The following is a 14,481-nucleotide window of genomic DNA, read 5'->3' on the forward strand; positions in this document are numbered from 1 at the left end:
AAAGATGTTGATGACAAACAAATACGGAATATCAGGATCCTGCTAAACAACAGACCTAGGAAAAGTTTGGACTTTAAATCCCCAAATGAAGTCTTAGCACTACTTTTGTCACACCGTTGCACTTGATACTGGAATCTGCACTCCAGATAATCAGGTAAAATCCGCCGTTGTGTGCCTCTTTTGCTGTATCTTTGACGCCGGAAAGTACCCAAGCCTCCCATTTGTCTCATTCATTCTCAAGAGCAGATAAGGAAGCAAGGCTGTGGTACTCTACACCCCAATCGAAGAAATATATGAATTGGAGAAACTGGACATTCATTCGGAAACACCCTATAATAAGCTCTATAGTAGCTATGGTTGTCATTTCCATACTGGTACTTTTTGTCGTATTTCTGCTGATGCATCTATACACTCGGCACGGAAAAGCGGTGACCGTACCCGAGCTAAAAGGGCTATCCTTTGAGGAGGCTGTAGAGAAACTCGACGATGCCGGACTGAACTACGAAGTTGTGGACTCCAACTATGTAGAAGACATGAAACCCGGGACTGTCTTTGAGACTCTCCCCGAATCCGGTTCTCGTGTAAAGCCACGTCGTATCATCTTCCTAACCATCAATGCTTTTTATCCTCGTACAATAGCCATACCGGAGGTAGAAGGGCAATCTGCCCGTCATGCCAATGCCCTATTAGAAGGGTTAGGGTTCACCAATATAGGACTTAAGCGAGTGGATGGCAAATACAACGGACTTGTGGTAGGGATCGCCAATGAAAAAGGTCAATTAATACCCCCTGGCACTAAAGTTACCCTCAAGGCTCATCTTACCCTTTTGGTTACAAGCGATGCATTGAGCTTTAGTGCAGATAGCCTTGCTATAGAAGAATCTCTATTTGCTATTCCAAGTGGGGATGATGATTCTGCAACCCCTCAATCGGAGATTGACACACGTGAAGTCGCCCCGATAAAAGATGACGAACCCGAAGAATGGTGGTAACATGGCTTTGAATTGGGAGAATGAAGAGGAGGACCTAGATACCCTCTCACCTCTTGACGAAGAGGGCGATGAGGAAGGGGGGGCTCTCTACGAACATTTTCGCATCGTTGTGGATAAGGGACAAACGCCCCTCCGTATCGATAAATTCCTAGTCGACAAGTTAGAGCACAGCTCCCGGCATCGCATCCAGCTTGCGGCAGAGGCAGGTTATCTCTTTGTGGGAGAGACGCCCATCAAAAGCAACTACAAGGTACGCCCTGGGGATGTTATTACCCTGCGACTTGCTCGCCCTCCACACGAGCGAGGCATCGTTGCCGAAGATATCCCTCTAGAGGTTGTTTACGAAGATAATGACCTACTTGTAGTAAATAAACCGGCGGGCATGGTAGTACACCCCGGCAACGGCAACTATACGGGCACCCTAGTAAATGCCTTGGCTTACTACTTCCGAGACGATCCTAAATACGATGCAAACGACCCCAATGTTGGGCTTGTACATCGTATCGATAAAGACACAAGCGGACTTCTTGTTGTAGCGAAGCGACCCGAGGCAAAGACAGCCCTAGGAAAGCAGTTTTTCGAAAAGACCTCGGAGCGGAGCTACCGAGCTCTTGTATGGGGAGCCTTCAAAGAAAGCGAAGGAAGAATAGAGGGCAATATCGGTAGAGATCCGCGAGACAGGACGCGTATGAGCGTTTTCCCTCCCAATAGCGATGAGGGGAAAAATGCCATTACACACTATCGGGTACTTGAGACTTTTGCCTTCGTATCCTACATTGAGTGCCGGCTAGAGACAGGGAGAACCCACCAAATCCGTGCCCATATGAAGAGCATCAACCACCCACTCTTTGGGGACGAAAAATATGGAGGTAGCGAGATACTCCGAGGGCGCCCCTCTAGTAGCTACTTGTCGTTTGCGCGCCATATGCTCGAGCTCTGCCCCAGACAAGCCCTCCACGCACGTACATTGGGTTTTACCCACCCCTTAACCGGAGAGTTTATGCGCTTCGAAGCCCCGATCCCTCGAGACATGGAGCAACTCATCTCGGAGTGGAGAGATTATGCTCTTTCCCTTTTATAAATATCAAACTTACCCCTATCCCACTTATATAGTGTAGTGTATATGAAGACCCAAAAACCACGTATAGCCATTGTTGCCGGTGGGTACTCCGGAGAGCGGGAGGTATCGCTCCGTAGTGCAGCCACCATTATAAAAGATATAGATCGTACCCTCTTCTCTCCCTACCTCGTTCGCCTATCCCGAGATCTCTGGGAAGTGCAAGTGGAGGATACTTGGCTACCCATAGACCGCAACCATTTTTCCTTCTCCATGGGGGATAAAGAGTGCCGTTTCGATTACGCTTTCATTACCATACATGGGACTCCCGGCGAGAATGGGTTACTGCAAGGGTACTTCGATATGCTCGAGATTCCCTACAATACGGGGGGAGTTTTGTGCGAATCTCTCACCTTTGACAAATTCACCTGCAACCACTATCTCTCTGCCTTTGGTATTCGCATAGCTGCCTCCGAGAGATTATTCTCAGACATTCCCTACCAAGTAGAAGAGGTAGCCAAGCGCATCCCTCTACCCGTATTTGTAAAGCCCAACGCCGGGGGGTCTAGCATAGCTACAACCAAAGTAACCTCTATGGACCAACTTGCCGTGGCTATACAAAAAGCCTTCGAAGAAGCTCCGGAGGTACTTGTAGAACGACTGATCGAAGGTACAGAAGTGACGTCCGGTTGCTACATTGTAAACAACACACCCCATCCTCTCCCCCTTACAGAAGTGGTAATAAAGAAAGGAGAGTTCTTCGACTTCGATGCCAAATATCACGGCAATAGTGATGAGATTACACCTGCACGTATCTCAGAAAAGCTTACCCAAGAACTGCAAGAGCTTACCTCACGCATTGCCCTTCTATTGCACGCCCAAGGGATTATCCGTGTAGATTATATTATCGAAGCCGACGGTAAGCCCACCCTACTAGAAGTCAATACTACTCCCGGCATGACCGAAGCGAGCTTTATCCCCCAAGAGATACGAGCTGCCGGGCTTGAGCTATCCCACATATTTACAGCAATTATAAACGACAAACTACACCTCCTATGACCTCAACCGCCTCAACCGAAATATGGAGGGATATTCGTCCCTATCTCGATAGTGAAGTACACGATGCCGTAGAGCAACTATTGGCCGATCAAGAGTTTTGCTCCCTACTCGATCAGGTCCTCCCAAACCAGGCCGAGGCTCTAAAACAGGGTATGCTAAAATCCCAAACGATACGGGAGATAAAACTGGCATTCGGCTACAATATCATTCGTTATATCCTGCAAAAAACGGCATTTAGCTGCGATCTATCGGGCACTTCTCGCCTCGGAGGAGATACTCCGGCCACCTTTGTGAGTAACCACCGAGATATTATTTTAGATACCGGGATACTCAATGTACTACTAGCCGATAAGGGGTATCGCCTCCCCCGTATTGCCATTGGTGACAACCTCTTTGCTCGCCCTTGGATTAAAGAAGTGGTAAGGCTGATGGATAGCGTAACCGTAAAACGCGCCGAATCGCCCCGCGACTTCCTTGCTTCCTCTCAGGCGCTCTCGGCCTATATCCTCCACAGTATTACCCAAGACAAAGCCTCATTGTGGATTGCCCAACGCGAGGGGCGTGCAAAAGATAGCAACGATCGCACCCAACCTGCACTACTCAAAATGCTTGCCATCGCAGGAGAGGGGTCAATTATAGATAGACTGGTAAACATAAACACTGTACCCGTAAGCATTAGCTACGAATACGACCCCTGTGACTACCTCAAGGCGATGGAGCTACTTGCTCGCCAGCAAAATGGCGAATACCACAAGTCGCCCGGTGAGGATGTACTGAACATGCGCGAAGGGCTTATGGGCAAAAAGGGGCGTATACATGTTACTATTGGCACACCGCTTCGGGAGCTAATCTCCGGGGTAGAACTACCCAAAAGCCCCAAAGATCAATTGCTTCTTGCTGCCGAACTTATAGATCGTGAGATACACCGCCACTACCGATTATATCCGGCTAATTACATCGCAGATGATCTCCTGAGGGGCTCTACGCACCACCATACGGCGGGGCATTACAGCAGTAAGGAGCAAGGAGAATTTGAACGATACATAGGGACTCAACTAGACAAGTGCCCTACCCCCCAAGAAGCGCGCCCCCACCTGCGCCAACAGATGCTACTCATGTATGCCAATCCATTACGCAACCATTTGCTCGCTATAAAAGGTGGAGAATGACCTCTAATAAATAGCAAAAAATTACCTTTGCAGAAGATATATAGTTAACCATTTAGGAGTAATGAAGAATATACTCATCATCGGCTCAACAGGGCAAATTGGCTCGGAGCTCACTATGAAGTTGAGGGAGACCTACCCCTCCGGAAATGTAATTGCAGGCTATATCCCGGGTGCAGAGCCCAAGGGTGTATTGGCAGAATCCGGTCCTGCCGAAGTGGTGGACATTACCAACGCCCAGCAGATTAGCGAGGTGGTAGATAAGTACCATGTGGATACGATTTACAACCTAGCAGCCCTACTGAGTGCAGTAGCAGAGGCAAAACCTCAACTTGCATGGCATATCGGACTTGGAGGTCTCTTCAATGTACTTGAGATTGCTCGTGAAAAAGGATGTGCCGTATTTACTCCTAGCTCTATCGGAGCTTTTGGTAATGATACCCCCAAAGACAAGACACCCCAAGATACCCTACAACGCCCCAAGACGATGTACGGGGTGACCAAAGTAGCCGGTGAGCTTCTTAGCGACTACTACTTCAAGCGCTTCGGTGTAGATACTCGCTCGGTGCGCTTCCCCGGCCTTATCTCCAACGTTACTCTCCCCGGAGGTGGTACAACGGATTACGCTGTAGATATCTACTACGCTGCCGTAAAAGAGGGTAAGTTTGTCTGCCCCATAAAAGAGGGAACTTACATGGATATGATGTATATGCCCGATGCCCTCCGTGCTGCCATCGAGCTAATGGAAGCCGATCCTACGCGCCTCGTTCATCGCAATTCTTTCAATATTGCCTCTATGAGTTTCGAGCCTAGCCAGATCGCAGCTGCCGTAAAGCGTCAGATCCCGAACTTCGAGATGACCTACGATGTAGACCCTCTCCGCCAAGGCATCGCAGAGTCGTGGCCCAACTCACTTGACGATACTTGCGCTCGCCAAGAGTGGGATTGGAAACCCCAATTCGATATTGACTCAATGAGCGAAGACATGGTACGCATCCTAAAAGCACGCTACAACAAATAATTTCCTGCCCAGAATCAAATAGAATTCCACCTAGACTCTAGCGAAAAACTAACCGGATTCGGATAGAATTCTAGTCAGATTCGGATTCATTATAGGGGAGCACACTCATACGTAGTGTAGCTCCCTTTTTTGTCTCCATAGATAGCTCTCGTTTAACGAGGAGATTAGTTATTCCTACGAAAGCCCCAGGGTTCTCGTAGAGAGAGAGGCGATCAATTAGTAGAAAGAGACTACCTTTGCAGGTGACTTCCTCCCTCAAAAGGAGGTATTTAACTTGTGTCATTTAACAAACACAACAGCTAAGGCTCATGATAATAAAGACTGCCGAATTTGTCAAAAGTAGTGCTCAATTGGATCAATGCCCCGAGAGTAAACTACCGGAATATGCCTTCATCGGACGCTCTAATGTGGGTAAATCTTCCCTTATCAATATGCTTACGGGGCACACAAAGCTGGCAATGACAAGTTCAAAACCAGGCAAAACCCAACTCATCAACCATTTCTTGATCAATAAAGATTGGCATCTTGTAGACCTCCCGGGCTATGGTTATGCCGCTCGCAATAAGGAGCAACGCCTTGCCTTTCGCCGTATGATTGAGGGATATATCTTGGGACGTAAGCAACTTATCAACCTATTTATATTGGTTGATAGCCGTCTGGAACCACAAAAAATAGACCTAGAGTTTATCCAGCAGATGGGTGAAGCCGGGGTACCTCTCTCTATTGTCATGACAAAAATCGATAAGCTCTCTCGCCCCAAATTGCAAGAGTCTATAAAGCGATACCAAGAGACATTGTCTGAGGAGTGGGACGAACTTCCCCCCTTCTTTTACACCTCATCAGAAAAAGCGACAGGGAGAGAAGAATTACTACAATACATCGAAACTATCAATCATTCACTATGAAAGGAACCATTCTCGTAACGGGAGGAACAGGCTATATTGGCTCCCACACAACGGTAGAACTCATCTCGGCAGGCTACAAGGTAGTAGTAGTAGACAACCTAAGCAACTCTCGTCGTGAGGTGCTCGATGGGGTTGAAGCCATCACGGGCAAACGCCCCGAGTTTTATGCAATTGACTGCTGCGACCAAGGGGCCTTGCGCCAAGTCTTTAGGGAGCACCCCATAGATGCCGTTATCCACTTTGCAGCGAGCAAGGCTGTAGGGGAGTCAGTACAAAAACCCCTACTCTACTACCGCAATAATATCCTCTCGCTCATCACCCTGCTGGAGTGCATGCAAGAGTTTGCAACCAAAGCTCTTGTTTTTTCTTCGAGTTGCACGGTGTATGGGCAGCCCGATGTGCTCCCCGTAAGTGAAGATGCCCCTATCCTTCCTGCAACTTCGCCTTATGGAAATACCAAGCAGATTAACGAAGAAATTATTCGGGATACCATCCTATCAGGAGCAGATTTTCGAGCTACCTTGCTACGTTACTTTAACCCAATCGGAGCCCATCCCTCAGCTCTTATCGGAGAAGAACCCAACGGAGTTCCTCAAAATCTTATTCCCTATCTAACGCAAACGGCGGCAGGCATCCGTGAAGTACTCAGTGTATTTGGCACTGACTATAATACCCCCGATGGTAGTTGCATTCGAGACTACATCAATGTTGTAGACTTGGCAAAAGCCCACATTGCAGCTCTAGACCGGATGCTACAAGCGAAGGAAGCCCCTCAGCTTGATATGTTCAATATCGGTACCGGCAGAGGGGTAAGTGTAATCGAACTCATAGAAAAATTTGAGACCGCCACAGGCGTAAAGGTTCCTCATCGGTATGTGGATAGGCGAGAAGGCGATATAGAAGCCATTTGGGCGGAAGCTAGAAAATCTAACGAGGTGCTCGGTTGGCACGCAGAGAAGAGCCTAGAAGAAACCCTCCGTTCGGCATGGGATTGGCAATGTGCCCTTGCTAAGCGTGGCTGAAATGCACGCCCACCTACCCATATTGCCCTCTCAATGGTTGCAAAGGGGATAGATAATCACTAGACTACAAAGAAGCCTATAATCCAAAACCAAAAGAGCTTGCCCACAATACGGGGCAGGCTCTTTTTCTATTTTCTCTCCTGAGACGCTCTACTATTTCTGTTCGTACTCCCTGCCCTTTCGCCTTATAAGAGGAACTTTTATCCGCTGGAGCCACGAAGCAAGTGTATCTGTTTTTCTCTAATGGAAGACTCTCTTCATCGCTCAAAGGCAGCCTTTTTCCCTCAAGAAGCAATTGTTGATCCACTCCAAGAACACCTAGACTGCTGAATACAACTAAAAGAGATTTTTGAAGATTATCGCACAACTCTCTCCTCCTCCCATTCGAGTAAAAAATAAAAATTTACTTACCACTACATTGTCATATCAGCAATAATATATACATTTGTCTCGCAACATCATACAAACACTTTCTAAATGACAGGACACTACTCCGCAAAACAGAAAATTATTTCACTAGATTATCAAAAGAATAATTCATTTCTCCTCCTCTTCTCTTAGCGAGAACTGCAGCGATTTTGCTCGTACAATGCTTATTCCTTTTATTCACTAATAAATCCTATTCTCTTATGCGAAAAAGTACTTTTGTTTTGGGATTGGTTCTATTTCTAGCACCTCTAACCTTACTAGCTCAGAGCTATCCAAAAGAGTCCTACCAAATTGACGAAGGGAAAAAGACCCTAGTTAAGTGGACAGGAAGCGAAGAAACTATCGACCTTAGCAAGGATCCCACTTTTGCCCTGATTGAGACGATTGGTGATGCAGCCTTCAAAGCGAATCGAGACCTTCAGAAAATCATCCTTCCACCACTCTGCAAACAAATCAATACAGGTGCTTTTGCAGATTGTAATAATCTGCAAGAGGTTTCTTGGAGCGAAAAACTCGAGTCCATCGGAGAGGAAAGTTTTTTTGCATGCAAGAACCTTGAGAAAGTAGATCTAAAGAAGGTACAACGTATCGAAGGCTCAGCCTTTAGCGGCTGTGCTAAGCTAAAGAGCATTCTTCTCCCCAAAACTCTAGAAGAGCTTGGAGCATATGCTTTTTACAACTGCAGACAACTTAGCGATATAGAGGTTGAGAAAGGGAATGAAACCTACTTCTCTATAGGGGGCGTTCTCTATAGCTATCTCTTTGACAAATGGTACTTGGAGCAATATCCAAGAGGTAAATCTTCGGAAGAATTTGTCATCCCATTCTCAACAATTGGGACGGCACCCCGAGCATTTGACAACTGCAAAAGCCTCAAGAGACTCTATATACCGGGAGAGCTATCACGATTCAATGCAAATGCCTTTTTCAATTGCACAGGACTTGAAGAGATATACTCCTACCGAGCTTTTCCGCCGGAAGTAATGGGCGAAGACGCACTCAATGGTGTAAATGTTGCCCAATGCAAACTCTATGTACCTGAGGATGCAATTGCGCAATATCAGGCTGCAGACGGATGGAAGCTTTTCAAAAACATCGAAGCCCTACCCGAAGAAAGTGGCATCTCTAAGATGAGCTATATCTACGACCACACTAGCAATACATTGATTCGATTCATAGGAGCGGAAGAATCTTTAGATATGACCAAAGATCCTACCCTATCGAAGACGGTTTACATTGCAGACGGAGCCATTGGTGGGGAAAAGCTCTCCAACCAGACCTTGCGAAACCTAGTCCTTGCAGAAGGGGTCAAAGAAATTGGTGAAGGAGGTGTCTGGGCAACAGAGCTAACATCAATTACCCTCAACAAACAACTAGAGGTAATGCACGAAGCGGCTATCAGTGGAGCAAAGATTACCGAATTAGTTTTACCAAGCACTCTAAATACCTTCTACCCTTGTGGTATCTACAATGCCTTCAAGTTGCGAGACATAAGGTTTGATGGAGAGAACAGCAAGTATGTAATAAAAGATGGGCTACTGATAGAGAAAGAAAGCAATGCCCTACTATTTATCCCCAATGGCTGGAATGGGGGAAGGAATATATCTCTTCCGGCAGGAATAACAGCGATAGCAGACAGGGCTGTCTACAACAATATTATCCTAGAAGAGCTTCTCATTGGAGAGGGCGTTCAGGTCGTTGGCACAAGTGCTCTCTCTCAATGTATCACTTTGACTTATGTAGATCTACCCGCCTCCGTGACAACGATTAAGAACAATGCATTCAAGGGAGACAACGTGCTAGAGACTGTAATTATAAGAGCCATAACACCTCCGGCGGCTTCCCCAAAAGGCAGAATCGGCTCCTACCAAACCGAAGGGTCATTCGACCAACTCCCCGAAAATGCCACTCTGTACGTTCCCCAAGAAAGTCTCGAACTCTACAAAGCGAATGCTGTTTACTCAGAAAGCTTTAGACAGATTAAGCCTCTCGAAGAGGCTCCGGCTCCTACAAGTTGTAAGGAGATTTCTGCTCCGCTTATCAAGATATCCACGACAGAAAACAGACTCTCTATTGATGCCGAAGGAAAAATCTCTCTATACAACCTCTTAGGGTCACTCCTCTCTAGTGCTACTAACCATCTACTGTTCGAAGGAACTGCCGGAGACATTCTCCTCGTAGTTGTAGAAAAGGATTCTTTGCGTACTATCCGAAAGGCTATACTAAGGTAGCTCTTTCCCTAGGGAGGCTTTCCCCTGAGCCTCCCTACTAAAATAAAAGACTACTACACAGAGCAGAAGAATAAAAGCTGAGGACATAGTACTTAGTACGAGTCAGCAGTAAAGGTATTTTTCGTTATCTCTCTGTGTAGTAGCCTTTTTGTGTTCTTTTCAGCTCATCACCCCACTGTACGCACAAAATCGTATAATACGTACAGGGAATAGTACGAAATGAAACAACCTTATTATCGAGCAGATAATCCACTCCAAAAAATAGTCTTTCGGAGCCCAGAAAAGATTGTCATTCTGGAAAAAGTATCTATCTTCGCATGTGAGTGGAAATAAAGATAGCGGCAAAAAGCCGCTTGTAAAGACTATATGATATAAAACCGCAATATTAAACATTAAAACAGAAAAGATGAAAAGAACTACCCTTATTTCTGTTGCTATTGCTTCAGTAATGTCGGCAGTAGCAACGAATTCTTTTGGGAATACAGTCGTACCATCGGCTGCCCAAAAAGAAATCTACACCAGTGGCAATTATAATGCCACTAGGGGTGCAACATTCGATGATGCGTGGAGAAAACCTGACTATTCGAAGAAGTTCAAGGAAGGTAAGTTTTTCTACTACGTCATTAGTGAAGAAAACAAGACCGTAGGTGTGGCACCAGCTACTGGTATAGATAATGTATACCAACACAGCATGGAGGTGCCGGAAACTATTACTCACGGCGGCAGCACCTATACTGTAGTTGCCATTGGGCGTGTTGCATTTGCGAACATGTTCAATTTGCAAAGTGTCAAGCTTCCCAAGACAATCCAATATATTGGACAGGGTGCTTTTTGGGGAGCGTCAATTCTGAAGATAGAGATTCCCGATGCAACAGAAGAACTTGATGACAGATGCTTCAAAGAAACCATCAAACTCGGCTCCATCAAAATTGGCAAAGGACTTACCAAAATAGGAGAAGGAGCATTCTCAGGCTGTTGGAATATCAAAGAGATAACTGTAGCAGAGGGGAATTCGGCATTCTCGAATCGGGATGGAGCTCTATACACGAAAGATGAATCGGTAGTTATCAAATACCCATCGTTTAGACAAAACGTGAAGAAAGTGGTCCTCCCCTCTACAGTGAAGAAGATAGCACAGGGAGCTTTTGAGTATTGTGAGTACCTCACAGAGATCACCTTGAATGAGGGGCTCAAAGAGATCGAATCATCGGCATTCTATCTCTGTACGCATCTGGAATCCATGAAAATCCCTGCTTCCGTAGATAAAATTGCCAGTGGCTCTGCCTTCTGCCTCCTCGAAAGCTGTAAAAAATTTGAAGTGGCTCCGGGCAATGCTACATATGAAGCACTCATGGATGGAAGACTCCTTGCAGACAAAAAAACTCATACTGCAGTTTCTCTCCTTTTTACAAAAGATTTGGCGACTATTACCCTACCTGAAGGAATAGAACATATAGGAAACAGGGCGATGCTCGTACTCTATGAAAATGGAGGTATAGAATCAACCTACAGGAATAAGGGTCCCCGTGAGGTTATACTACCAAAGAGCCTCAAATCCATTGGAGAATATGCCTTTAGCGGCTCCAATATCCATTCTGTAAAAGTGCCAGATGCTGTTGAGACTATTGCAACAGGAGCTTTCCAAGATTGTAAAAACCTCAACTATGTAGAAATCGGGAAAGGTTGTAAGACTCTAGGGGATTTCGTATTTTCAACGTGTCCTGCTCTCGCCACGCGCGATAAGGGGATAATACGTGTCTATGCAGAGATGCCTCCAAAAGTGCAAAATGAAAAGGGGCAGTCTGTGAACTTTGATGAAGACCTCGTAAAAGGAGCTCAGTTGCAAGTACCCGGGGCTAGTCTATCCAAGTATCAGGAAGCCTCTGCATGGAAGAAATTCCGTCAAATCGTAAAACTAGAAGGCCTAAGCACCAAAGAAGTAGAGAACGAAAGTCTTGTTTTGATGCCCTCTGCAGGCGTTCTTCGCATCCAAAACCCCGAAGCTAATCAGGTAAACCTCTACTCTATCAACGGCTACTTGGTACACAGCACCAATGAAACAGCCTTCAGTGTAGAGTTGTCTACGGGTATCTATTTGGTTTCTTCCAACGGAAAGACCCAGAAAGTTTACATTCCCTAATTATTTGGTTATAGAACATCATTCTCATAATTAACAAAAGCTATGAAATTTAGAATTGTTACGCTTATTTCGTTGCTGGCATTCATGGGTGCGCTTTTGCCCAACCATGCTAATGCACAGGGACAGAAACAGCAAGTCATCAGGTTTAAAACCCAAGTAAAGCCTAATAGTGATGAGAGGATTAATCTCGTCATGACTCCTAAGGTTGGAGAGAAGGGCGTACAGATTGATGGGTGTGAACTCGTAAAGCTTGATAAAGGGGAAGCTTGGAAAGTGACAAAGAGCTGGATTACCATTACAGGTCCCGTCACACAGTTCGATTGTAATTTGTCGGCTATTGACTCTATTACTTTCGAAAACCCCGAAAGCCTACAGGAACTTATTGTAGAAACCAATAAGATGAGTGTACTCAATCTTACTGGGATGAAATCTCTCACATATCTAGGAGCTTCTGCTACTGATATACGAGAGATTAATCTTACAGGGTGTACAAGCTTGAAGCAGATCCAATGTAATGGGAGTAAGTTGGTCAAAATCAATCTTACTGCTGCTACAAATCTTGAAAAAGCCTCTCTGACGCTCAGTTCTCTGAGTGAACTTGATCTTACGGGTTTGACGAAACTCAAAGAGCTCGACCTTAATAACAATGGCATCTCAAAGATTGATCTTAAGAACCTGCCCGCTCTCGAGAGTGTTGTACTTTCGTATAATCCTATCGATGCTGTAAGTTTCTCTTCTTGCCCCAAGCTTGAAGTAATTTCGATCAAGAACAAGCGTAAAGACTCAAGACTTACAAGCTTTACCGCAGTTGGACTTCCCGCACTTAAAGTGCTAAACCTCTATGGAAACAAGATCTCTACATTGAAGTTGGAAGACCTCCCAAAGTTGAGTCAAGTCAATCTTGAAAACAATAGTCTTACCGCTGTAGATTTCTCTAAGTGTGCCAAGTCTCTTAGCGAAGTTGGTCTAGGGAACAATAAGTTCTCAGGCGAGTTTGAGTTGAAAGGTCTAGAAAATCTTAGCGAGTTCTCAATCGAAAACAACAAGCTAACCTCTTTCAAGGTTACTGGTTGCCCTGCATTGGAAACTCTTAAAGTCCAGAAAAATGAACTAACCTCTCTAGACCTCACAGCCTGCTCCGGAGACCTTAGCACTGTTTACGCTAGTGAGAATCAACTCTCTTCTGTAAAACTGAAGAATCATAAAAATCTTTATCTAAACGACAATAAGCTTACATCGGTAGACCTCTCTTCTTGCACCAATCTAGAAACTCTTGAGATGGGTAATAATAAGCTCACCTCATTAGATCTAAAGGGTCTGAATGCACTTTCTGAAGTCAACGTCTACAAAAACAACATTCAGGGAGACAACATGAAGAAACTCATTGCGTCTCTAACTGATAAGAAAGAATCGATCAGTGCTGGCTCTCTCTACGCGGTACAGACTCGTGCCCCCGAAGAGCAAAACCTTTGCACTTCAGAGCATGTAAAGCAAGCCAAGGAAAAGAAATGGAATATCCTTGACCACCGCACCTATGCCAATTATCCGGGAGCCATCCTTCGCACGATAAAGTGTCGTACAGAAGGTAATGGAGGTTCTATCAAGCTTAACAATCAAAATAATACCTCTATACAAGCCTACACAGATACAAGGGTAGATGTAACAATTACTCCTGATGCCGGATATGGACTAAAGACACTAGGATTTACTCCTGCCGAAGAAGGAGCTACAACGGAAGATCTCTTCAAAGACTCAACCTTCTGGGTGTCTAAAGATGGTGAAGTGGTTGCCACGTTCACAAATGATATCTGCAAGGTAAAACTGAAACGTATTGGCCACGGTGTCCTAAAACTTAAAGGAGAAAGACTGAATCAAGATCTCGAAAGACTTCCACGAGGATTGAAAGTAGAGGTTATTGCCAACATTGACTCCAATGAAACAGATGGTGAAAGAGAGCTACAATCTTTGAAAGCGAATGGTGAGAATATTAAGGGTACTAAAGAATTTGTCCTTGATAAAGACACAGAGGTCGTTGCTAAATTCGAATGGCTTCTAAGCACTAAAGATCCCTATGAAGGAGAAACTTGGGAAAGCACTTTCACCAAGCAAGTGACTCGAGACGATGCAAATGTTGTACTCTTCCCCAATCCTGCAAGAGGAGAAGTCTTTGTTGAAGGCGCTTCTAAGGAAGCTACTATCGATCTATATACATTAGATGGAGTACGCATTCTCTCTTCTATAGCAGATCCTTCTGGTAGAGCTGCTCTCAATGTAGCCGGGCTTGCTGAAGGCATCTACGTTGTGTTGGTGGGCAATGTTTCTAAACGTCTAATTGTTCGTCACTAAGCATAGTTTCATGAAATAGTTTTTATGAGGGAGGAGCTTCCTTGTCATACAGAGAATGACATGGCTTCTCCCTCTGTTCTATGAAGAATTAAAACATCTCTACATAGATTACA

General features: G+C 45.3%; 10 protein-coding genes and 1 pseudogene. All 11 read left to right on the top strand.

Features of this window, described 5'->3' with window-relative positions; genetic code table 11:
- A pseudogene (locus tag POREN0001_RS09690) lies at positions 1-126 on the top strand (IS30 family transposase); the annotation flags it as partial.
- A 227-nt stretch (positions 127-353) separates the two neighbouring features.
- Complete coding sequence (locus POREN0001_RS07405) at positions 354-992, top strand: PASTA domain-containing protein (protein ID WP_052296710.1); 639 nt, start codon at positions 354-356, stop codon at positions 990-992.
- A 1-nt stretch (position 993) separates the two neighbouring features.
- A complete protein-coding gene (locus tag POREN0001_RS07410; protein ID WP_004334719.1) occupies positions 994-2,073 on the top strand; it encodes an RluA family pseudouridine synthase in 1,080 nt (359 codons plus the stop codon).
- Positions 2,074-2,115: 42 nt separating this feature from the next.
- Positions 2,116-3,108, top strand: a complete 993-nt coding sequence (locus POREN0001_RS07415; protein ID WP_004334682.1) for a D-alanine--D-alanine ligase — start codon at positions 2,116-2,118, stop codon at positions 3,106-3,108.
- A complete protein-coding gene (locus tag POREN0001_RS07420) occupies positions 3,105-4,277 on the top strand; it encodes a 1-acyl-sn-glycerol-3-phosphate acyltransferase (protein ID WP_004334698.1) in 1,173 nt (390 codons plus the stop codon). The genes POREN0001_RS07415 and POREN0001_RS07420 overlap by 4 nt, the downstream gene beginning before the upstream one ends.
- Before the next feature lie 61 nt (positions 4,278-4,338).
- The gene (locus POREN0001_RS07425; RefSeq protein WP_004334670.1) at positions 4,339-5,295 is read left to right on the top strand and encodes an NAD-dependent epimerase/dehydratase family protein; all 957 of its coding nucleotides are present in this window, start codon (positions 4,339-4,341) and stop codon (positions 5,293-5,295) included.
- 308 nt (positions 5,296-5,603) lie between these two features.
- Complete coding sequence (yihA, locus tag POREN0001_RS07435; protein WP_004334686.1) at positions 5,604-6,200, top strand: ribosome biogenesis GTP-binding protein YihA/YsxC; 597 nt, start codon at positions 5,604-5,606, stop codon at positions 6,198-6,200.
- Positions 6,197-7,222 (top strand): UDP-glucose 4-epimerase GalE, encoded by a 1,026-nt coding sequence (galE, locus tag POREN0001_RS07440; protein ID WP_004334701.1) that lies wholly within the window; start codon positions 6,197-6,199, stop codon positions 7,220-7,222. The genes yihA and galE overlap by 4 nt, the downstream gene beginning before the upstream one ends.
- Positions 7,223-7,851: 629 nt before the next feature.
- On the top strand, positions 7,852-9,882 hold the full coding sequence (locus POREN0001_RS07445; RefSeq protein ID WP_004334690.1) for a leucine-rich repeat domain-containing protein: 2,031 nt from the start codon (positions 7,852-7,854) through the stop codon (positions 9,880-9,882).
- 406 nt (positions 9,883-10,288) lie between these two features.
- Complete coding sequence (locus tag POREN0001_RS07450) at positions 10,289-12,022, top strand: leucine-rich repeat domain-containing protein (protein ID WP_004334705.1); 1,734 nt, start codon at positions 10,289-10,291, stop codon at positions 12,020-12,022.
- 42 nt (positions 12,023-12,064) lie between these two features.
- Complete coding sequence (locus POREN0001_RS07455; RefSeq protein ID WP_040581367.1) at positions 12,065-14,368, top strand: leucine-rich repeat domain-containing protein; 2,304 nt, start codon at positions 12,065-12,067, stop codon at positions 14,366-14,368.
- Positions 14,369-14,481: the final 113 nt, after the last annotated feature.

It is taken from the genome of Porphyromonas endodontalis ATCC 35406 (assembly GCF_000174815.1).
GTDB classification, from domain to species: domain Bacteria; phylum Bacteroidota; class Bacteroidia; order Bacteroidales; family Porphyromonadaceae; genus Porphyromonas; species Porphyromonas endodontalis.

Excerpts from the sequence above, each read along its gene's own strand:
- POREN0001_RS07405 (WP_052296710.1), top strand. The coding sequence starts at position 354 with ATGGTTGTCATTTCCATACTGGTACTTTTTGTCGTATTTCTGCTGATG.
- POREN0001_RS07410 (WP_004334719.1), top strand. The coding sequence starts at position 994 with ATGGCTTTGAATTGGGAGAATGAAGAGGAGGACCTAGATACCCTCTCA.
- POREN0001_RS07415 (WP_004334682.1), top strand. The coding sequence starts at position 2,116 with ATGAAGACCCAAAAACCACGTATAGCCATTGTTGCCGGTGGGTACTCC.
- POREN0001_RS07420 (WP_004334698.1), top strand. The coding sequence starts at position 3,105 with ATGACCTCAACCGCCTCAACCGAAATATGGAGGGATATTCGTCCCTAT.
- POREN0001_RS07425 (WP_004334670.1), top strand. The coding sequence starts at position 4,339 with ATGAAGAATATACTCATCATCGGCTCAACAGGGCAAATTGGCTCGGAG.
- yihA (WP_004334686.1), top strand. The coding sequence starts at position 5,604 with ATGATAATAAAGACTGCCGAATTTGTCAAAAGTAGTGCTCAATTGGAT.
- galE (WP_004334701.1), top strand. The coding sequence starts at position 6,197 with ATGAAAGGAACCATTCTCGTAACGGGAGGAACAGGCTATATTGGCTCC.
- POREN0001_RS07445 (WP_004334690.1), top strand. The coding sequence starts at position 7,852 with ATGCGAAAAAGTACTTTTGTTTTGGGATTGGTTCTATTTCTAGCACCT.
- POREN0001_RS07450 (WP_004334705.1), top strand. The coding sequence starts at position 10,289 with ATGAAAAGAACTACCCTTATTTCTGTTGCTATTGCTTCAGTAATGTCG.
- POREN0001_RS07455 (WP_040581367.1), top strand. The coding sequence starts at position 12,065 with ATGAAATTTAGAATTGTTACGCTTATTTCGTTGCTGGCATTCATGGGT.